This window comes from Micromonospora sp. WMMD961 (genome assembly GCF_029626145.1).
In the GTDB taxonomy this organism is placed as follows: domain Bacteria; phylum Actinomycetota; class Actinomycetes; order Mycobacteriales; family Micromonosporaceae; genus Micromonospora.
In genome coordinates, this window is sequence record NZ_JARUBJ010000002.1 from 3,700,261 (window position 1) to 3,719,278 (window position 19,018).

The 19,018-nt window shown below is 70.8% G+C and carries 22 protein-coding genes; 14 read left to right on the forward strand and 8 right to left on the reverse strand.

Going from position 1 to position 19,018, the window contains the following annotated elements; genetic code table 11:
* The first annotated feature begins 14 nt into the window (after window positions 1-14).
* The 5 genes from dop to prcA all read left to right on the forward strand — a co-directional run bounded on the left by dop (window position 15) and on the right by prcA (window position 4,208).
* Window positions 15-1,532 (forward strand): depupylase/deamidase Dop, encoded by a 1,518-nt coding sequence (gene dop, locus O7614_RS16785; RefSeq protein WP_347404355.1) that lies wholly within the window; start codon window positions 15-17, stop codon window positions 1,530-1,532.
* Window positions 1,533-1,635: 103 nt separating this feature from the next.
* A complete protein-coding gene (locus O7614_RS16790; protein WP_030332902.1) occupies window positions 1,636-1,851 on the forward strand; it encodes a ubiquitin-like protein Pup in 216 nt (71 codons plus the stop codon).
* A gap of 185 nt (window positions 1,852-2,036) precedes the next feature.
* On the forward strand, window positions 2,037-2,558 hold the full coding sequence (locus O7614_RS16795; RefSeq protein ID WP_278139397.1) for an endonuclease VII domain-containing protein: 522 nt from the start codon (window positions 2,037-2,039) through the stop codon (window positions 2,556-2,558).
* On the forward strand, window positions 2,477-3,316 hold the full coding sequence (gene prcB / locus O7614_RS16800) for a proteasome subunit beta (protein WP_278139398.1): 840 nt from the start codon (window positions 2,477-2,479) through the stop codon (window positions 3,314-3,316). Before O7614_RS16795 ends, prcB begins: the two co-directional genes overlap by 82 nt.
* 61 nt (window positions 3,317-3,377) lie before the next feature.
* Window positions 3,378-4,208: a proteasome subunit alpha gene (gene prcA / locus O7614_RS16805; RefSeq protein WP_278139399.1), complete on the forward strand. Its 831-nt coding sequence runs from the start codon at window positions 3,378-3,380 to the stop codon at window positions 4,206-4,208.
* A gap of 81 nt (window positions 4,209-4,289) precedes the next feature.
* On the opposite strand, the gene O7614_RS16810 is transcribed toward prcA, so the two are convergent.
* From O7614_RS16810 to rfbB, 6 genes are read right to left on the reverse strand one after another with little or no spacing between them, the layout of a single operon-like run.
* Window positions 4,290-5,315: a glycosyltransferase family 2 protein gene (locus O7614_RS16810; RefSeq protein ID WP_278139400.1), complete on the reverse strand. Its 1,026-nt coding sequence runs from the start codon at window positions 5,313-5,315 to the stop codon at window positions 4,290-4,292.
* Between the two features lie 2 nt (window positions 5,316-5,317).
* Window positions 5,318-6,628 (reverse strand): polysaccharide biosynthesis protein, encoded by a 1,311-nt coding sequence (locus O7614_RS16815; RefSeq protein ID WP_278139401.1) that lies wholly within the window; start codon window positions 6,626-6,628, stop codon window positions 5,318-5,320.
* The gene (locus O7614_RS16820) at window positions 6,625-7,326 is read right to left on the reverse strand and encodes a glycosyltransferase family 2 protein (protein ID WP_278139402.1); all 702 of its coding nucleotides are present in this window, start codon (window positions 7,324-7,326) and stop codon (window positions 6,625-6,627) included. Before O7614_RS16820 ends, O7614_RS16815 begins: the two co-directional genes overlap by 4 nt.
* Window positions 7,319-7,690: a DUF2304 domain-containing protein gene (locus O7614_RS16825; RefSeq protein WP_088989662.1), complete on the reverse strand. Its 372-nt coding sequence runs from the start codon at window positions 7,688-7,690 to the stop codon at window positions 7,319-7,321. Before O7614_RS16825 ends, O7614_RS16820 begins: the two co-directional genes overlap by 8 nt.
* Entirely contained in the window at window positions 7,687-8,589 is a 903-nt protein-coding gene (gene rfbD / locus O7614_RS16830) for a dTDP-4-dehydrorhamnose reductase (RefSeq protein ID WP_278139403.1), read from the reverse strand. The genes O7614_RS16825 and rfbD overlap by 4 nt, the downstream gene beginning before the upstream one ends.
* Window positions 8,586-9,587, reverse strand: a complete 1,002-nt coding sequence (gene rfbB, locus O7614_RS16835; RefSeq protein WP_278139404.1) for a dTDP-glucose 4,6-dehydratase — start codon at window positions 9,585-9,587, stop codon at window positions 8,586-8,588. The genes rfbD and rfbB overlap by 4 nt, the downstream gene beginning before the upstream one ends.
* Window positions 9,588-9,676: 89 nt before the next feature.
* Between rfbB and rfbA the strand changes: the two genes are divergently transcribed.
* From rfbA to O7614_RS16855, 4 genes are all read left to right on the forward strand, one after another.
* Window positions 9,677-10,576 (forward strand): glucose-1-phosphate thymidylyltransferase RfbA, encoded by a 900-nt coding sequence (gene rfbA / locus O7614_RS16840; protein WP_278139405.1) that lies wholly within the window; start codon window positions 9,677-9,679, stop codon window positions 10,574-10,576.
* On the forward strand, window positions 10,573-11,196 hold the full coding sequence (gene rfbC, locus O7614_RS16845; RefSeq protein WP_278139406.1) for a dTDP-4-dehydrorhamnose 3,5-epimerase: 624 nt from the start codon (window positions 10,573-10,575) through the stop codon (window positions 11,194-11,196). Before rfbA ends, rfbC begins: the two co-directional genes overlap by 4 nt.
* A 68-nt stretch (window positions 11,197-11,264) precedes the next feature.
* Window positions 11,265-12,623: a Pup--protein ligase gene (pafA, locus tag O7614_RS16850; RefSeq protein WP_088989658.1), complete on the forward strand. Its 1,359-nt coding sequence runs from the start codon at window positions 11,265-11,267 to the stop codon at window positions 12,621-12,623.
* Between the two features lie 68 nt (window positions 12,624-12,691).
* On the forward strand, window positions 12,692-12,886 hold the full coding sequence (locus tag O7614_RS16855) for a hypothetical protein (protein WP_278139407.1): 195 nt from the start codon (window positions 12,692-12,694) through the stop codon (window positions 12,884-12,886).
* A gap of 108 nt (window positions 12,887-12,994) precedes the next feature.
* On the opposite strand, the gene O7614_RS16860 is transcribed toward O7614_RS16855, so the two are convergent.
* Complete coding sequence (locus O7614_RS16860; protein ID WP_278139408.1) at window positions 12,995-14,080, reverse strand: DUF3866 family protein; 1,086 nt, start codon at window positions 14,078-14,080, stop codon at window positions 12,995-12,997.
* Window positions 14,081-14,140: 60 nt separating this feature from the next.
* Window positions 14,141-15,148: a cation diffusion facilitator family transporter gene (locus O7614_RS16865; RefSeq protein WP_278139409.1), complete on the reverse strand. Its 1,008-nt coding sequence runs from the start codon at window positions 15,146-15,148 to the stop codon at window positions 14,141-14,143.
* A gap of 117 nt (window positions 15,149-15,265) precedes the next feature.
* Here O7614_RS16865 and O7614_RS16870 point away from each other — a divergent pair, with 117 nt between their 5' ends.
* From O7614_RS16870 to tatC, 5 genes are all read left to right on the forward strand, one after another.
* Window positions 15,266-16,264 (forward strand): WYL domain-containing protein, encoded by a 999-nt coding sequence (locus tag O7614_RS16870; protein WP_278139410.1) that lies wholly within the window; start codon window positions 15,266-15,268, stop codon window positions 16,262-16,264.
* Window positions 16,261-17,316, forward strand: a complete 1,056-nt coding sequence (locus O7614_RS16875) for a YafY family protein (protein ID WP_278139412.1) — start codon at window positions 16,261-16,263, stop codon at window positions 17,314-17,316. The genes O7614_RS16870 and O7614_RS16875 overlap by 4 nt, the downstream gene beginning before the upstream one ends.
* Before the next feature lie 10 nt (window positions 17,317-17,326).
* Window positions 17,327-17,572 carry a hypothetical protein gene (locus tag O7614_RS16880; RefSeq protein ID WP_278139413.1) on the forward strand — a complete coding sequence of 82 codons (246 nt, stop codon included), beginning with the start codon at window positions 17,327-17,329 and terminating at the stop codon, window positions 17,570-17,572.
* Window positions 17,573-17,731: 159 nt separating this feature from the next.
* Window positions 17,732-18,046: a Sec-independent protein translocase subunit TatA gene (tatA, locus tag O7614_RS16885; protein WP_278139414.1), complete on the forward strand. Its 315-nt coding sequence runs from the start codon at window positions 17,732-17,734 to the stop codon at window positions 18,044-18,046.
* Window positions 18,047-18,064: 18 nt separating this feature from the next.
* Window positions 18,065-19,018, forward strand: coding sequence for a twin-arginine translocase subunit TatC (gene tatC, locus O7614_RS16890; protein ID WP_278139415.1), 954 nt, complete (start codon window positions 18,065-18,067; stop codon window positions 19,016-19,018).

Below are 19,018 nucleotides of genomic sequence, written 5' to 3' on the forward strand. Positions count from 1 at the left end.
AAGCGAGTGGTCGCATGACGGTACGTCGGATCATGGGCACCGAGGTCGAGTACGGCATCTCCGTGCCCGGACAGGCTGGAGCCAACCCGATGGTCACCTCATCACAGGTGGTCAACGCCTACGGGGCCCGCCCAGAGCTCAACCGGGGCGGGCGAGCCCGCTGGGACTACGAGGAGGAGTCGCCGCTGCGCGACGCCCGGGGCTTCACCTACTCCGGGGCGGCCTACGACCCGGCCGAGGCCCTCGCGGACGAGGACCTCGGCCTCGCCAACGTGATACTCACCAACGGCGCACGGCTCTACGTCGACCACGCCCACCCCGAATACTCCACTCCGGAGGTCACCACCCCCCGCGACATCGTGCGCTGGGACAAGGCCGGGGAGCGGGTGATGGCCGAGGCGTCCCGCCGCGCCGCCACCATCCCGGGCAGCCAGCCGATCCACCTCTACAAGAACAACACCGACAACAAGGGCGCCAGCTACGGCGCCCACGAGAACTACCTGATGCGCCGGCAGACCCCGTTCGCCGACATCGTGGCGTACCTGACGCCGTTCTTCGTGACCCGTCAGATCGTCTGCGGCGCGGGCCGGGTCGGCATCGGGCAGGACGGCGGCCAGAGCGGCTTCCAGATCTCCCAGCGCGCCGACTTCTTCGAGGTCGAGGTGGGCCTGGAGACCACGCTCAAGCGGCCGATCATCAACACCCGCGACGAGCCGCACGCCGACGCCGACAAGTACCGCCGGCTGCACGTCATCATCGGTGACGCCAACCTCTCCGAGATCTCCACGTACCTCAAGGTCGGCACCACCGCGCTGATCCTCACCATGATCGAGGAGAAGGCGCTCAGCGGGGACCTCGGCATCGCCGACCCGGTCAGCGAGCTGCGGGCGGTCAGTCACGACCCCAGCCTGTCGCACCGGATGCGACTGCGCGACGGTCGCCGGCTCACCGCACTCGACCTGCAGTGGGCGTACCTGGAACGGGTCCGGTCCTTTGTCGACGACCGGTACGGCACCGACGCCGACGAGCAGACCGTCGACGTGCTCGACCGCTGGGAGAGCGTCCTGGACCGGTTGGGGCGTGATCCGATGCTCTGCGTCGACGAGCTGGACTGGGTGGCCAAGCTGCGGTTGCTCGAGGGCTACCGGGAGCGGGAGAAGCTCGGCTGGGGTTCGCACAAGCTCCAGTTGGTCGACCTTCAGTATTCCGACGTCCGGCCGGAGAAGGGCCTCTACCATCGGCTGGTCTCCCGGGGCGCGATGAAGACGTTGCTCACCGACGACGAGACGCGCAGCGCGATGACCGAGCCGCCGGAGGACACCCGGGCCTACTTCCGCGGTCGCTGCCTCGCCCAGTACGCCTCCGAGGTCGTCGCCGCGAGTTGGGACTCGGTCATCTTCGACGTGGGCCGGGAGTCGCTGGTGCGGGTGCCGATGATGGAACCGGAGCGGGGCACCCGGGCGCACGTCGGCGCGTTGTTCGACCGCTGCGCGAGTGCCAAGGACCTGCTGGAGACGTTGACCGGGGGCTGATCGACACCTCTTTGCCCGTCGTGTGCCGCAAGCCGGCGCGCGGCGGGCTTTTCGTCGCCCGCGCGAGGTAAGTTCATCGCAGACGATCGTGGAGGAGGCAGCAGTGGCCACTCATGACAGCGGCGGCCAGTCGCAGTCCGGCAAGTCCCGTCAGGGCGAGGAAATCGAGGACGTCACCACCGAGGCCAACCCCGAGGTGGCCGAGCGGCACGCCGAGATCACCGAGGACGTCGACGACCTCCTCGACGAGATCGACTCCGTCCTCGAGGAAAACGCCGAGGAATTTGTCAGGGGTTACGTACAAAAAGGAGGTCAGTGAACATATAGGGTAATCCGGACATGGCTCGGGTCAATGATGATCGTGATGGGCTCCGTCGCTGCCGAGACTGCGGCGAATGGAAACCGCTCGATCTGTTCTGTGCGAGTTCCAAGCGGCCGGATGGGCGGGGCAGTTATTGCAAGCCCTGCTTCAACGAGCGGTCCAAGGCAAGCTACGCGCGTCGAGTGAAGGCAAAGTTCGACCGTGAGGTGCGCCCTGGCCGAGTCGTGCCGGAGGGACACAGATTCTGTCCGGCTTGTGATGCGGTCAAGCCGTTCGAAGCCTTCCCCCGCAACCGTGCGGATGCCTCCGGCTACGCGACCTATTGCAAGCCCTGCCACAACACCAAGACCAGAGAGACCAAGGACCGGCTGTACGGGGGCAACCGCGAGTACCACCTGCGGCGGCGGTACGGCGTGGGCGAGAAGGAGTTCCAGGAGCTCCTGGCGGAGCAGGGCGGGGTGTGCGCGATCTGTGGCGGCGCCGACCCGCAACATCTGGACCACGATCATCGCACCGGATGGGTGCGCGGGATACTCTGCTTCAACTGCAACGGTGGTCTTGGCCAGTTCCGTGACAGTCCCACGAGGCTGGCCAGGGCGATCACGTACCTGAGAGGAACCACGTGGCAGCGGGCTTTGATCCATCCGGGCGTCTACCAGATGTGTTCACCAACGCGGGGACGTCCTCCTTCACGACGTTCCTGAGTCGGGTGGCCCCCGAGATGCTGCCCGGCCGGCGGCCGCTGCCGCCGGGCATGGCAGCCGACCTGGCGCCGCACGCGACGACCATCGTGGCCATCTCGGCCGCCGGTGGCGTCGTGATGGCCGGCGACCGACGGGCCACCATGGGCAACCTGATCGCGCAGCGCGACATCGAGAAGGTGCACCCGGCCGACGCGTACTCGCTGGTCGGCATCGCGGGCACCGCGGGCATCGGCATCGAGCTGATGCGACTGTTCCAGGTGGAGTTGGAGCACTACGAGAAGATCGAGGGCGCGATGCTCTCGCTGGACGGCAAGGCCAACCGGCTGGCGTCCATGATCCGTGGCAACCTGGGCGCGGCCATGCAGGGCCTGGCCGTGGTGCCGTTGTTCGCCGGGTTCGACCTGGCCGCCGCGGACCCGACGCGGGCCGGCCGGATCTTCAGCTTCGACGTCACCGGCGGCCCGTACGAGGAGACCGGTTACGACGCGATCGGCTCCGGCTCGCTCTTCGCGAAGTCGGCGCTGAAGAAGCGTTTCCGGGCCGGCCTGTCCGTCGACGACGCCACCCGGCTCGCTGTCGAGGCGCTCTACGACGCGGCGGACGACGACACCGCGACCGGTGGGCCGGACCTCACCCGCCGGATCTACCCGGTGGTGATGACCGCTACCGCGGAGGGCACCCGGCGGCTGACCGACGCCGAGACGGCGGCGATCGCCGAGGGCGTGGTCGCCGGTCGGATGGAGAACCCGGGCGGTTGAGCCCCGTCCACCCCCACCAGTCAGCAGTCGTCAGCACAGCCCCGTAAGGAGAACCGCCGCCGTGGCCATGCAGTTCTACGCCTCGCCCGAACAGATCATGCGCGATCGCTCCGAGCTGGCCCGCAAGGGCATCGCTCGGGGTCGCAGCGCGGTGGTCCTCAGTTACTCCGGCGGGGTGCTCTTCGTCGCGGAGAACCTCTCCAGCGCCCTGCACAAGGTCAGCGAGATCTACGACCGGATCGGCTTCGCCGCTGTCGGCCGGTACAACGAGTTCGAGAATTTGCGTCGCGCCGGGGTGCGGATGGCCGACCTGAACGGGCTGAGCTACGACCGGCGTGACGTGACCGGCCGGGCTCTGGCCAACGCGTTCGCGCAGACGCTCGGCGCGATCTTCACGGAGCAGTCGAAGCCGTTCGAGGTGGAGATCTGCGTGGCGGAGGTCGGTGCCACCGCGGACGACGACGAGTTGTACCGGCTGACGTACGACGGCTCCGTCAACGACGAGCCGGGGCGGATGGCCATGGGTGGTCAGGCCGAGGCGATCACCGGTGTGTTGAAGTCGCAGCACCGGGCTGACATGTCCCTCGCGGAGGCGGCCCGGGTGGCGGTGCAGGCGTTGAGCACGGTCGGCGGTGAGGGCGGGGCGGCCCGGACGATCGCCGCGAACCAGCTGGAGGTGGCGGTACTGGACCGCCACCGGGTCGGGCGGACGTTCCGCCGGATCACCGGTGCCGCGTTGACCGCCCTGCTGGACGGCGATGTGGCCGCCGCGGAGCAGCCGGCGGAGGCGGGTGGCCCGGACACGCCGGCGCAGCCGACGACGGAGGCGCACAAGCCGACGACCTCGGCGGGCTCCGCCGACCTGGAGGACAAGCCGGCCGACGGCAAGTAGCACGAGTGGGAGCGGCGGGCGGCTGAGTTCCATCGGCCGCCCGCCGCGCACGTTGCGGGGCCGCAGTCGCGGGTGGCCCCGTCAGGTGCGCTTGAGTAGTGGTTTGGCGACGGCCCAGTAGGCCCCGGCCACCGCGTTGAAGGCACCCAGCCCGGTGGCGGTGACGTCGGTCGGGGGGAGCCGGCCGGTCATCAGGTCGGCGATGACGCCGTCGGGCACCCGGCGTTCGGCCTGGAGCTGCCGGCGGCGGCTGCGCACCCAGCCCCGGTGCTGCCACAGCCAGCGCCAGCCGCGGATCTTGTGGCGGGCCCAGCCGGCGGTCAGCGCGTTGGTGAGCATCGCGGCTTCGGTGAGCAGCAGCGCGGGGGCGAGCACCGCGAGGGTACGGGTCTGGTAGGTGGTGAGCAGGGTGACCAGCCGGTTGCGTTCGACCAGGTAGAGCTTGAGTGTGTTGCGGGAGAACTCGTAGTGGTGACGTACCACGGCGTCTGGTACGTACTCCAGCCGCAGGCCCCGTTGGCGCAGCCGCAGGCTCAGCTCGGTGTCCTCGTGGTAGGCGAAGTACTCGGGGGCGAATCCGTCGAGCTCGCGCCAGAGGCGCCGGCCGATGACGAAGCAGCAGCCGCTCAGTGTTGCCACGGAGCGACGGTGGGCGTGGACGGTGGCGGGTTCGCCGTTGCCGCCGGCCCAGGAGAGACCGGCGAAGTGCAGGGGGTTGCCGGCGGTGTTGATCAGTTCGGGTCGGTCGGCGAGGCGGATGGACGCCATCGCGGCGCCCACGCCGTCCTCGGCGGCCACTTCGGTGACTTTGGCGAGGGCGTCGGGTGCGACGATCGCGTCGGAGTTGACGAAGGCGAGCCAGTCGCCGGTCGCCTCGGCGGCACCGACGTCGCAGCCGCCGGCGTAGCCGGTGTTGTGCTCGGGGGACAGCACGCGTACCCGGGGGAGGGTCTTCACGGCGTCGATGCCGCCGCCGGTGCAGCCGTTGTCGACGACGATCAGCTCGACCGTGACGTCGGTGCTGGCGAGGGCGGCGCGGGCGGCGTCGACCAGGTACGGCTCGGGGCCGTAGGCCAGCATGACCACGGTGATCCGAGGTGGTGCCATGATCAGAGTCCTCCGGTCACTCCCGGCGTGACAGCCTCGAGGGGAGGGGTCTGGGTGGGCACCGCCGAGCGGAGGGTGCGGTTGCGCAGCAGGACGGCCATGGTGGCGGCGACGACGACCGACCCGATGGCGTAGCCGAGTTCCACCCGCAGCGCGGTGGCGACCGGTGCGAGCGTGGCGAGGACGAGGGCAGCCACCCCGACGGCCCAGGCGAGGGCCTGGGCCCGGTGCCGGTCGAGGGCGAGCAGCGCCTGGCCGAGGACCATGGCCCACAGGTAGGCGAGGGTGGCCACGGCGAGCCAGGCGAAGTCGCCGTGGCCGAGGACGCCGGGGGCGTCGAAGAGGGTCTGCACCAGCCACGGGCCGAGCAGCACGGCACCCACGGCGCCGGTGAGGCCGAGCGCGGTGACGATGCCGAGTGCCCGGCGCAGCAGGCTGTGGAAACCGGCCAGGTCACCGGTGGTGGCGGTGGTGGCGAGACCGGGCAGCAGTGACGCCTGCAGCGACGCGAAGACGAACAGCGGGATCCGTACCAGCACCAGTGCGGAGAGCAGCGCGCCGGCGGTCGCCACGTCGGACGGGTCCAGCACCTTGACGTTGATCACGCCGATGTTGACCACGACCTGGGCGAGCAGGCTGGAGACGATGAGCAGGCCGAGGCCGCGCAGCAGGGGCGCCCAGGCCATGGGGGTGCCGCCACCGATGGCTCGTAGCACCGGCGGCGCGGTGAGGACGACGCCGGCGATCGGCGCGACGACCAGCACCGCGCCGAACCAGACCGGGTTGGTCACACCGGTCAGGCCGAGCACGGCGACGAGCACGATCCGCAGGCCGCCGTCGATGCCGAGCTGGGTGCCGTACCAGGGGAACAGTTGCAGGCCGGACAGGACGCCGCGCGTGGTGTGCGCGATGGCGAGCCCGGCCAGCGCGCCGATCAGGACGGTGACCATGGTGCCGTCGCCGTCGAAGAGACGGTCGGCGAGCGTCCCCCGGAAGGCGATGATCAGCGCGACCATGGCGGCGAGCAGGCCGGCGGCCAGGACCGCCCCCCGAGCCAGGACCGGCCCGGGGGGTAGGCCCTGGCTGTGCCGGGCGGCGACGAGTCGGGCGACTTCCTGTTCCACCGGCATGAACAGGCCGATGCCCAGGGTGAAGACGATCGACCAGAGCACCGAGAGGGCGGAGTAGTCCGCCTCGGTGAGGCTGTGCCCGGCGACGGCCAGGTGGACGTAGGAGGCCAACCCCAGCAGGGCCAGGCCGGCGCCGACGGCGACGGTGCCCGGTGGGACCAGACTCAGCAGCCTGCGGATCACCGGCGAATGAGCGCCAACGTGAGGACGGCGAAGGCGCGGCCGAGGTAGATCATGGCCTTGGCGGGGGACTGGCTGGGCGTGCCCGCCATCCGCTTGCGCATGGCCACCGGCACCTGACGGATCTTGTAGCCGCGCCGGGCGGTGTGCACCAGCGTCTCCACCGTGTCGCCCAGGTACTCCACCGGGTACCAGGTGGCGAACATGTCGATCACCCGACGGTTGGCGGCCCGGAACCCGGAGGTCGTGTCGGTGAGCTTGGTGCGCGCGACGCGGGACAGCACGCCGGAGAGCATGATCATCGCCCAGCGGCGGGGGCCGCGGACGGTGTAGTCACCCTCGCCGGCGAAACGGGCGCCGATCACCAGATCGGTGTCGTCGAGCAGGTCGACGAGCTTCGGCACGTACCGGGGGTCGTGCTGGCCGTCCGCGTCGACCTGGATCGCGACGTCGTAGTCGTGGTCGCGGGCGTAGCGGTAGCCGCACCGCATGGCCCCGCCGACACCGAGGTTGTACGGCAGCTTGGCGACCCGGGCGCCGGCGGCGGCGGCCACCGCGGCGGTGCGGTCGGTGGAGCCGTCGTCGACGACGAGCACGTCGACGCCGGGCAGTTCGCCGCGGACCTCCTGGACCACGTCGGCGATCGAGCCGGACTCGTTGAGCGCCGGGATGATGATGAGGACCCGCTTGCCGTTAACCATCGTGCGACACCAGTTCGTCTCGGGCCGCCCGGTCCGCGTCGATCTCGGCTCGGAGCAGGGCGAAGTCTTCTGCCAGGGTGCGGGTCTCCTCTTCCAGGTGGCTGACCTCCCAGCTGAGGTGCACGCAGACCAGCAGCAGGAAGACGATGCCGAGGAAGAGCACGAGGCTCACGCCGGAGGCGACGCCGAGCAGCTCGGCGACGTTGTCCAACAGGCGGGGGAAGAGCGACAGCGGAATGACGATCACCAGGACGCCGAGCCAGAGCATGCCGTACTTCTCGCGGAGCTGCCGACGGCGCAGCAGCTCGACGATCGTGGCCAGCAATATCAGGCCGGTCAGGCCGGTGACGAGGGTGAGTTTCATGCGACCTTCCACGGAACGGGCGGAGCGGGGGAGTCGAAAGCGTCGATGAGGGTGGCATGCCAGTCCGGGAGCGACGGCAGGCCCGCGGCCGTCCAACGGCTGTGCGACAGCACACTGTACGCCGGTCGGGGAGCAGGACGAGGATACCGGTCGCTGGAGGTGCGTCGAATCCGCTCCGGGTCGAGACCGGTCAACGCGAACACGGCGCGGGCCAGCCCGTACCACGTCGTCTGGCCGGCGCAGCTGCTGTGGTAGACGCCGGGAGCGGCCCGACCGCCCAGAGCCGCGTCGACGAAGGCGACGAGTTGTTCGGCGAGCCGGAAGGACCAGGTGGGCTGGCCGTGCTGGTCGTCGACCACGTCGATGTGCTCCCGCTGCTCGGCGAGTCGGAGCAGGGTGGTCACGAAGTTCGGCCTGTGCGCCCCGTACAGCCAGGCGCTGCGCACCACGTACCCGGTGGTGGGCAGCAGCCGGGCGACGGCCCGCTCGCCGACCAACTTGCTCCGGCCGTAGGCGTTGACCGGCGCGGTGGGCGCGTCCTCCGGACAGGGGCTGCGCGCGTCGCCGGCGAGGACGTAGTCGGTGGAGACCTGGACCAACCGCGCGCCGCTGGCCGCGCACGCCGACGCGAGGTTCGCCACCCCGTCGCCGTTGACCGCGGTGGCTGCCGCCTCGTTGCCCTCGGCGTCGTCGACGTCGGTCCACGCCGCAGTGTTGATCACGATGTCGTGCTCCCGGACGGCGGCGCGGACGGCGGCGGGATCGGTGATGTCCAGGTCGGCACGGGTGGCTGCGGTCACCTTGAGGTCGGAGCGGGCGTGCAGCACGGTGACCAGGTCCCGGCCGAGCATTCCGCCGGCGCCGGTGACGAGCAGACCGGTGACGACCAGTCGGGTCATGCGGTGGGTGTGGCCTTGAGAGGTTCCCACCAGGCGCGGTTGTCGCGGTACCACGCCACGGTGTCGGCGAGGCCCTGGTCGAGGGTGATGCTGGGGGAGTAGCCGAGCTCTTGGTTGATCTTGGTGATGTCGAGGGAGTACCGGCGGTCGTGGCCCTTGCGGTCGGTGACCGGGACGACCCGGTCCCAGCCGGCGCCGCAGGCCTCCAGGAGCAGGCCGGTGAGTTCCTTGTTGGTCAACTCGGTGCCGCCGCCGATGTTGTAGACCTCGCCGGCGCGACCCTTCTGCTGGACCAGGGCGATGCCGCGGCAGTGGTCGTGCACGTGCAGCCAGTCGCGGACGTTGCCGCCGTCACCGTAGAGGGGGACGGTGCCGCCGTCGAGAAGGTTGCTGACGAACAGCGGGATGACCTTCTCGGGGAACTGGTAGGGCCCGTAGTTGTTGGAGCAGCGGGTGACGACGACGTCCATGCCGTGGGTGCGGTGGTAGGCCAGGGCGAGCAGGTCGGAGCCGGCCTTGGACGCCGAGTAGGGGGAGTTCGGCGCCAGGGGCCACGTCTCGGTCCAGGAGCCCTCGTCGATGGAACCGTAGACTTCGTCGGTGGACACGTGCACGAAGCGGCCGGTGCCGTGCCGCAGTGCGGCGTCGAGCAGGGTCTGGGTGCCCAGCACGTTGGTGGTGACGAACGGTGCGGCGCCGGCGATGGAGCGGTCGACGTGCGACTCGGCCGCGAAGTGCACGATCACGTCGTGGTCGGCCACGACCTCGTCGACCACGACGGGGTCGCAGATGTCGCCCTGCACGAACCGCAGTCGTGGGTCGTCGCGTACGGGGTCGAGGTTGGCCAGGTTGCCCGAGTAGGTCAACTTGTCGAGCACGGTCACGACCGCCGGCTCGAGTGGCGGCACACCTTCGGCGCTGCCGAGGGGCTTGCCCAGCAGCAGACGAACGTACTCCGACCCGATGAATCCGGCTCCGCCGGTGACGAGGATCCTCACGGGTCGGGAAGTCTACGCGAAATGTTCGGAGCACCGATCGAGGCATGACCCCCCGGCGCGTCCGGCGTCGGTCCGGCTAGGCTCTCCCGGTGCGTGGAATCCTACTTGCCGGCGGCACCGGTTCGCGGCTCTGGCCGATCACCCGGGCGGTCTCGAAGCAGCTGATGCCGGTCTTCGACAAGCCGATGGTGTATTACCCGCTCTCCACCCTGATGATGTCCGGGGTCCGGGAGATCCTGGTGATCACCACGCCGGAGGATCAGGACCAGTTCCGCCGGCTGCTCGGTGACGGCAGCCAGTTGGGGCTGCGACTGGAGTACACCACCCAGGAGCGCCCGGAGGGCATCGCGCAGGCGTTCATCCTCGGTGCCGACTTCATCGGCGCCGATTCGGTGGCCTTGATCCTGGGCGACAACATCTTCCACGGCGTCGGTCTGGGCCGGCAGCTCGCCAAGAACGCCGACCCGGTCGGCGGGCGGGTCTTCGCCTACCAGGTGGCCAACCCGCAGGAGTACGGCGTGGTCGACTTCGACGATGCCGGGCGGGTGCGCTCGATCGAGGAGAAGCCGGCCCGGCCGAAGTCCCGCTACGCGGTGCCCGGCCTGTACTTCTACGACAACCGCGTGGTGGACATCGCCCGCAAGCTCACGCCGAGCGCCCGCGGCGAGCTGGAGATCACGGCGGTCAACGAGGCGTACCGGGAGACCGGAGAGCTGTCGGTGACCGTGCTGGATCGCGGCACCGCCTGGCTGGACACCGGCACGTTCACCTCGATGATGCAGGCGGCCGAGTTCGTCCGGGTCGTCGAGGAGCGGCAGGGCCTGAAGATCGGCTGCGTCGAGGAGGTGGCCTGGCGGGCCGGCCTCATCGACGACGACCAGCTGCGCGCGCTCGCCACGCCGTTGACCAAGAGCGGCTACGGCGACTACCTGCTCGGCCTGCTGGCCGACGCGGACGCTCCGACCGGCCAGCCCGGGGGTGCGTGGTGAAGATCCGGGAGTTGAGCATCGAGGGCGCCTGGGAGATCACCCCCCAGCAGCACGGCGACCCGCGCGGCATGTTCATGGAGTGGTACCGCTTCGACAAGCTCGCCGAGGCGGTCGGGCACCCGCTGCGGCTGGCCCAGGCCAACCTGTCGGTCTCGGCGCGCGGCGTGGTGCGCGGCATCCACTTCGCCGACGTCCCGCCCGGGCAGGCCAAGTACGTCACCTGCGTACGCGGCGCGGTCCTCGACGTGATCGTGGACCTGCGGGTCGGCTCGCCGACCTTCGGCCGCTGGGAGGGCGTCCGGCTGGACGACACCGACCGTCGGGCGGTCTACCTCAGCGAGGGGCTGGGCCACGGTTTCTGCGCGCTGACCGACGACGCGACGCTGAGCTACCTCTGCTCGGCCACCTACAACCCGACCGGTGAGCACGCGGTGCACCCGCTGGACGAGGAGCTGGGCATCGAGTGGCCCGCCGACGTCCCGTTGCTGTCCGCGCGCGACGACGCGGCGCCGACCCTCGCGCAGGCCCGCGAGCAAGGTCTGCTGCCGGAGTACGACAACTGCCGGCGGTTCGTGGCGAGCCTCGGGCCGGACGGAATGTCGCACTCAACCGGTATGTGACAGCGCCCGGAGCACGACCTGTGGTGTGACAGTGACGAACCGGGCCTCCGGGCGGCTAATGTCACACCATGGAGCGGCGAATCTTCGGCCTCGAGACCGAGTACGGCGTCACCTGCACCTATCGCGGGCAGCGGCGGCTGTCCCCGGACGAGGTCGCGCGCTATCTTTTCCGGCGCGTGGTGTCCTGGGGTCGGTCGAGCAACGTCTTCCTGCGTAACGGGGCCCGGCTCTACCTGGACGTCGGGTCGCACCCGGAGTACGCGACACCGGAGTGCGACTCGGTGACCGACCTGGTCGCCCACGACCGGGCCGGCGAGCGGATCCTGGAGGGCCTGCTCGTCGACGCGGAGAAGCGACTGCACGACGAGGGCATCGCGGGTGAGATCTACCTGTTCAAGAACAACACCGACTCGGCCGGCAACTCGTACGGCTGCCACGAGAACTACCTGGTCTCCCGACACGGCGAGTTCGGCCGGCTCGCCGACGTGCTCATCCCGTTCCTGGTCACCCGGCAGTTGATCTGCGGGGCCGGCAAGGTCCTGCAGACCCCACGCGGGGCGGTCTACTGCCTGTCGCAGCGAGCCGAGCACATCTGGGAGGGCGTCTCCTCGGCGACCACCCGCAGCCGCCCGATCATCAACACCCGCGACGAGCCGCACGCCGACGCCGAGCGCTACCGGCGGCTGCACGTGATCGTCGGTGACTCCAACATGAACGAGGTCACCACGCTGCTCAAGGTCGGCACCGCCGACATCGTGCTGCGAATGATCGAGGCCGGGGTGGTGATGCGCGACCTGTCGCTGGAGAACCCGATCCGGGCGATCCGGGAGGTGTCGCACGACATCACCGGCCGCCGCAAGGTGCGACTGGCCAACGGCAAGGAGGTCAGTGCCCTGGACATCCAGCAGGAATACCTGGCCAAGGCCACCGAGTTCGTCGAGCGTCGGGGTGGAGACCAGGCCGCCAAGCGGGTCGTCGAGCTGTGGGGGCGGGTGTTGAACGCGGTGGAGACCGGTGACCTGGAGCCGGTGTCCCGGGAGATCGACTGGGTCAGCAAGCTGCGGCTGATCGAGCGCTACCAGCGCAAGCACGACCTGCCGTTGTCGCACCCCCGGGTGGCGCAGATGGATCTGGCCTACCACGACGTGCGTCGCGGTCGCGGCCTCTACGGGCTGTTGGAGCGCCGCGGCGAGGTCGACCGGGTGGCCACCGACCCGGAGATCTTCGAGGCGAAGGAGACCCCGCCGCAGACCACGCGGGCGCGGCTGCGCGGCGAGTTCATCCGGCACGCCCAGGAGAAGCGGCGCGACTTCACCGTCGACTGGGTGCACCTGAAGCTCAACGACCAGGCGCAACGCACAGTGCTCTGCAAGGACCCGTTCCGGGCGTACGACGAGCGGGTGGAGCGGCTGATCGCCAGCATGTGACCGGTGTGCCGGCCCCCGGCGGTGGTGTGCGTCGACGGGGCCGGCGCAACCGGTAGGCTGAGCGCGCCATGACGACTTCTGGACCTTCCGACCGCCCCAAGCGCGGCACCGAGCGGCAGAACTGGATCGAACGCCGGCGGGAGAAGATCCGCGCCGAGGTCGACCGCAACCGACGCGGTGAATACACGGTGCCGACGTGGGTGCTTGCTCTGGCCCTGGCCCTCATCGTGGGCGGCTGGCTAGCCCTGATCTTCCTGGCCTGACCCGGACGTACGCCCCTCGCCCGCTCGCGTCGATCATGAAGTTATCGTCACGACACGCCGAGGAATCGGGCGTTAACTTCATGATCGACCGGCTGGGGCTGGGCGGGGTCAGGGGAGAAGGGTTGCGGCGTGGCGGCCGGCGGCTGCTGCTGCCAGGAAGTACGCGTGGTCGGCGTCGAGGCCCCGGCCCATCGTGGACAGCGGCACGGTGCTGGCCCGCAACGCGGCGTGAAGACCTGTGGTGGGCACCCGGACGATCCGGTGTCGGGCCGTCAGGGGCGCCAGCGACGCGTCCACCTCGGCGGCGAGGGCCGGATCCAGGTCCTCGGGCACCACCAGGTCCGCCGGGGCGAGCGCCACCCGGCCGTACGCGGTCAGGCTGTGGTGCGACACGCCCCGGTGTCGAGGGCGTGGGTCTGCGGCGGAGATGCGCAACGAGCCGATCGGCCGACCGCCCAGCGTGGCGATCGCGTTGACCGCCTCGCCGACGGCGACCCCGGAGAAACCCCACCGGGTGCCGGTGCCCAGGTTGCCGGGCCCCTGCGCCACGATCGCGACGTCGGCGTGCAGCACGTACCGGGCGGCGAGCAGGCCGCCGTGCAGGGTGGTGGCTTCCAGGTCGCCGCCGAAGGCCTGCCCGACGGTGATCGTGCCGGCCAGTTCCTGGCGCAGCCCGGCGAGGGTGCGGGAGAACCAGGCGGGCAGGGCCCCACCGTCGGTGAGCAGGTACGCCACCCGCGCCTGCGGGGCGTCGGCCCGGATGCCGGCCAGGATCGCCGGCAGCGCCGAGTGCAGGTCGGCGGTGACCACCGGCAGTCCGCCCAGGTCGTCCGCGTCGGCCAGCACGTCGCGGTGCGGTGACGCCTCCTCGTCCACGCCGAGCAGGATCGGCTGCAACGGCGTGTAGCGGGCCTTTACCAGGTGCCCGGCGTCGCGGGTGTCGCCGACCGACGGAGGGTCCGGCGGCAGCCGGTCCGGCACGGCCACCACCAGGGCGTAGCCGCCGGTGCCCAACCCCATCAGCAGCGCCCCGGCGTTGAGCAGCACCCGGTCGCCGGGCTCGGGCGTGCCGACCAGCTCGGGATAGGCCAGCGCCCGCATGCTGGTGCCATCGGGCAGGTCGACGTCCAGCTCCACCGCCCCGGTCCACTGCCGTCGCCGCGTCGCCACCGTCCCCGTACGCCATCGCACCATGACGGGCACGCTAGCCGCGCGGGCCTGACGGCCCGCGCCCGGGTGCGGCGGTGGCGTGGATCAGGTCGGCTCGGGGCCGCCGCCCGCGTCCGGGCTCGGCCTGGCCTGGGTGTGCCGGGCGGTGCCGGTGGCCCCCGGCAGCGAGCGGGTGGGATCGAGGAAGACGAAGCGGATCTCCCGGTACCGGCCGGTGAGCCGACGTTCGGCCTCGTCGGCGGTGGCCTCGATCTCCGCGCCGGTCGCCTCGTCGCGGAAGTCGACCTTCGCGGCGACCAGGATGTCGTCCGGGCCGAGCTGCATGGTCAGCAGGGTGTCGATGCGCTCCACCTCGGGCAGCCCGGCCAGTTCCTGCTCGATCTCCTGGCGCAGTCGCTCCGGAACCGCCCGGCCGACCAGCAGCGACAGGTTGTTGGCGGCGAGGATCCCGGCGACCGCCAGCAGCAGCAGCCCGATCAGGATCGAGGCGATGCCGTCCCACAGCTCGTCGCCGGTGGCGTGCGACAGGCCGACGCCGAGCCCGGCCAGCAGCAGACCGATCAGGGCCGCGCTGTCCTCCAGGAAGACCGCCTTGACGGTGGTGTCGGCGGTCAGTCGTAGGAACCGCCGGGGCGTGGTCTGCCAGCGTCGGGACTCACGGCGAACCTGGCGCACGGCCCGGGTCAGGGAGATCGACTCGATGACGAACGACACCCCGAGCACGATGTACGAGATGAGGTAGTCGCCGCTGTGCTCGTGCACCAGGATCGTCGTGACGCCGTGGGTGACGGCGAAGCCGGCGCCGGCGACGAAGGTGAACATCGCCGCGAAGAACGCCCAGACGTAGCTCTCCTTGCCGTACCCGAAGGGGTGCCGCTGGTCCGCCGGCCGGGAGCCGCGGCGTAGCGCCTGGTAGAGCAGCACCTCGGTGGTGGTGTCGGCGAACGAGTGCGCGGCCTCGGAGAGCATCGCGGCCGAGCCGGAGATCACCCCGGCGATCAGCTTGGCGATCGCGATGGCGAGGTTGGCGGCGCCCGCGACGATCACCGTGCCGACGCTCTCGCTCTCGGGCCTGGCCTCCGCTTGCGACATGAGGCTCACCCTATGACCGGAGACGACGACGCGCCGGGGGAGCACCGATCCGAACAAGTGTGCGGCACGCCCGCGCGGGTGCACGTCCTGGGCGCGACGGCTGCTAGCGTCTACCGCGTGTCGCGGACCCGCACCGAACGCCTGGTCAACCTGGTGATCTGCCTGCTGTCCACGCGACGGTTCCTGACCGCCGCGCAGATCGCCGCGACCGTGCCCGGCTACGAGCATGATCCGGACGACGCGCGTGACCACGAAGCGTTCCAGCGCAAGTTCGAACGGGACAAGGCCGAACTGCGCGAACTGGGCGTGCCACTGGAGACCGGTACGGCGAGCGCCTTCGACGCCGAGCCCGGTTACCGGATCGCCCACCGTGAGTACGCGTTGCCCGACATCCTCCTGGAGCCGGACGAGGCTGCCGCCGTCGGCATCGCCGCGCGGCTGTGGCAGCACGCCGGGCTGGCCGCCGCCGCGTCGTCCGGGCTGGCCAAGCTGCGCGCCGCCGGGGTGGACGTGGACCCGCAGGCCACCCTCGGCCTGGAGCCGATGGTCACTGTCGACCCGGCGTTCGCGCCGCTGACCGCCGCCGCCCGGGACCGCCGCGAGGTCGGGTTCGACTACCGGGTGCCCGACCGTGACGCGCCGAGCCGTCGCCGGCTGCAGCCGTGGGGCGTGGTCTGCTGGCGCGGCCGGTGGTACGTCGTCGGCCACGACCAGGACCGGGATGCGACCCGCTGCTTCCGACTGTCCCGGGTCGTCGGCACGGTCCGGGTGACCGGTGCGCCCGGCGGGTACGAGCCGCCGGCGAACGTCGACCTGATCAGTCACGTGGCCCGTTGGTCGGGTCCGGTGGAACGCACCGGCCGGGCCACCGTCCTGGCCGCGCCGGGCCGGGCCGCCGGGCTGCGCCGCTGGGCGGTGGAGGTGACCACCGGGCCGGACGGCGACCGGCTGGTCCTGCCGTACGCGGATCCCGACGGGCTGGCCGGTCACCTCGTCGGCTACGGCCCGGACGTGCGGGTGCTCGACCCACCGGAGGTCCGCGAGGCGGTCATCCAACGACTCAAGGAGATCGCCGTCCGTCACGACGAGCTGGCCGGCACCGGAGGTGCCCGGTGACCCGCCCGGCCGCCCGGGGCGGCTCCCGTGCCTCGGCGGACCGGTTGGCCCGACTGCTCAACCTGGTGCCCTACCTGCTGGCCCGACCCGGCATCGAGATCGCCGAGGCGGCCGGTGACCTGGGTGTCACCGAGCGGCAGCTGCGGGAGGACCTGGAGCTTCTCTGGGTGTGCGGGTTGCCCGGGTACGGTCCCGGTGACCTGATCGACATGGCGTTCGACGGTGATCGGGTGACCATCACCTACGACGCCGGCATCGACCGCCCGTTGCGGCTGACCCCGGACGAGGCCCTGGCGCTCGTGGTGGCGCTGCGGATGCTGGCCGAGACACCCGGAGTGGCCAACCGGGAGGCCGTCGAACGGGCCCTGGCGAAGATCGAGGCCGCCGGCGACCTGGTGGGCGCCCCGGTGGCGGTCCGGTTGCCCGGGGACACCCCGCGGGTCGAGGCGCTGCGCGCCGCAGTGGAAGGCGGGAAGGCCCTGCGGATCACCTACTACACGGCTGCCCGGGACGAGACCACCGACCGCGTCATCGATCCGCTGCGGATGCTGATGGTCGGCGGCCGGGCGTACGTGGAGGCGTGGTGTCGGCGCGCGGAGGCCGTCCGGCTGTTCCGGGCCGACCGGATCGACGCCGTCACCGAGCTGGACGAGCCGGCCACGGTGCCGCCGCAGGCTGTCCCGCACGACCTCACCGAGGGCGTGTTCCGTCCCTCGACCGACCTGCCGCTGATCACGCTGCGCATCGGTCGCAGCGAGCGGTGGATCACCGAGTACTACCCGTGCGAGCGCGTCGAGGCCGGCGACGGCGACCAGTGGCTCGTCTCGTTGCGGGTCACCGACCTCGGGTGGGCTCGCCGGTTCGTGCTGGGTCTCGGCCCGGAGGTCACCGTGGTCGCCCCGGTCGAGCTGGCCGAGCAGGTCCGGGCGACGGCCGCCGCCGCGCTGGACGCGTACGCGGTGCCCACCCCGACCGCAGCGCCCCGGCCGTCCGACGTCGACGCGGAGGTCGCGCGGTCGGCCGACCCGGCGGTGGCCGGCCGTACCCAGTAGGCTGACCGCCGTGCTGATCTGGATCGTGCTCGCGGTGGTGCTGCTTCCCCTCGTGGCGCTCGCGTTGGCCGTACGCCCGGTGCTGAGCCGGCTGCCCGGGCTGCGTCGCGCCGCCGTGGCGTTGCAGCGTCGGGCCGCCGAGGCCGAGGCGCTGCGGGAGACCGCCGAGGCGTTGCAGCAGCGGGCCGAGGGAGTTCAGCGTCAACTCGACACCACGTCCCGACGGCTCGCGGTGATCAAGGCCAAGCGCGGCTGATCGAGCGCGCACCCGGCGGTGGTTGACGGATCATCGCGGGTTGGTCAAGACTTCACCCTCCCGGCCAAACCACCACCACCCAGCGGGTGGCGGGCAGCCGATCCGCACGTACGATGGGCTGCGTACCACCCCTCGGACACAGACCGACTGGAGCTTCTCATGGGTGCCCTCAAGCCGTGGCACATCGCTGTTCTCGTGGTTGTGCTGATCCTGCTCTTCGGTGCGAAGCGGCTCCCCGACGCGGCCCGTTCGCTGGGTCGGTCGCTGCGGATCATCAAGGCCGAGACCAAGAGCCTGCAGGACGACGACCGCGACCTCGCCGAGAAGGCCGACGCGCAGGCCGGCTACCAGCCGCTGCCGCCGCACGCCGGGCAGCAGGCGCCGTACGTCGGCCAGCCGCAGCAGCCGCCGTACCAGCAGGCCCCGCCGCAGCAGCCGGTCGTCGACCCGGTGCACCGCGTCCGCGACAACTGACCGAAGGGCCCCACTCCCGTGGCCTTCGCCCTGCGTAAGCGCGGCCCGAGCACGTTCGAGCGGGCCGCCGACGGCTCGATGACGCTCATCGAGCACGTCCGCGAACTGCGCAACCGTCTCTTCCGCGCGTCGCTGGCAATCATGATCGGCTTCGGTGTCGGCATCTGGTTGGCGACGCCGGTCCGGATCCTGTTGTCGAAGCCGTACTGCGACCTTGACGCCTCGATCGACCCGGTCTCCGGCAAGTGCAAGTTCGTCCAGCTCGGTGTGGCGGACGTCTTCCTGCTCAACCTGAAGATCGGCCTGTGGGTGGGTCTGGTCATCGCGGCGCCCATCTGGCTCTACCAGCTCTGGGCGTTCATCGCGCCTGGTCTGCACCGGCACGAGCGGCGGTACGCGTACATCTTCACGGCGCTCGCCGCGCCGTTGTTCGCGGCCGGTGCGGTGCTGGCCTTCTTCGTCACCACCAAGGGCCTCGAGTTCCTGCTCAACGTGTCTGGCGACGACATCGCGACCAACCTGGAAGTCACCCGCTACATCTCGTTCGTCACCAATCTGATCCTGCTGTTCGGGGTGGCGTTCGAGTTCCCGCTGATCGTGCTGATGCTCAACTTCGTGGGTCTGGCCAGCGCGAAGCGGCTGCTCAGCTGGTGGCGGGTGGCGATCTTCGTGTTCTTCGCCTTCTCCGCCGTGGTCACCCCCACCCCGGACCCGTTCGGGATGACCGCGCTGGCGCTCTGCCTCTCCGCGCTCTACTTCGCCGCTGTCGGGGTCGCGTTCATCAACGACAGGCGGCGTGGGCGCGGCAAGGAGGTCTACGCCGGCATCGACGACGACGAGGTGTCGCCGTTGGAGTTCGACGCGGACCCGGTCGTGGCCGGGCAACGGGTCGACGCGGCGGAGCCGATCGGCGTTCCCGAGCCGATCGCCAAGCCGGCACCGATCGAGCGTCGCTACGACGACATGACCTGA

Bases quoted from the DNA above. Each gene is read 5' to 3' on its own strand.
- dop (WP_347404355.1), top strand. From the start codon at position 15: ATGACGGTACGTCGGATCATGGGCACCGAGGTCGAGTACGGCATCTCC.
- O7614_RS16810 (WP_278139400.1), bottom strand. From the start codon at position 5,315: ATGGCACCACCTCGGATCACCGTGGTCATGCTGGCCTACGGCCCCGAG.
- O7614_RS16820 (WP_278139402.1), bottom strand. From the start codon at position 7,326: ATGGTTAACGGCAAGCGGGTCCTCATCATCATCCCGGCGCTCAACGAG.
- O7614_RS16825 (WP_088989662.1), bottom strand. From the start codon at position 7,690: ATGAAACTCACCCTCGTCACCGGCCTGACCGGCCTGATATTGCTGGCC.
- rfbD (WP_278139403.1), bottom strand. From the start codon at position 8,589: ATGACCCGACTGGTCGTCACCGGTCTGCTCGTCACCGGCGCCGGCGGA.
- pafA (WP_088989658.1), top strand. From the start codon at position 11,265: ATGGAGCGGCGAATCTTCGGCCTCGAGACCGAGTACGGCGTCACCTGC.
- O7614_RS16855 (WP_278139407.1), top strand. From the start codon at position 12,692: ATGACGACTTCTGGACCTTCCGACCGCCCCAAGCGCGGCACCGAGCGG.
- O7614_RS16860 (WP_278139408.1), bottom strand. From the start codon at position 14,080: ATGGTGCGATGGCGTACGGGGACGGTGGCGACGCGGCGACGGCAGTGG.
- O7614_RS16865 (WP_278139409.1), bottom strand. From the start codon at position 15,148: ATGTCGCAAGCGGAGGCCAGGCCCGAGAGCGAGAGCGTCGGCACGGTG.
- tatA (WP_278139414.1), top strand. From the start codon at position 17,732: ATGGGTGCCCTCAAGCCGTGGCACATCGCTGTTCTCGTGGTTGTGCTG.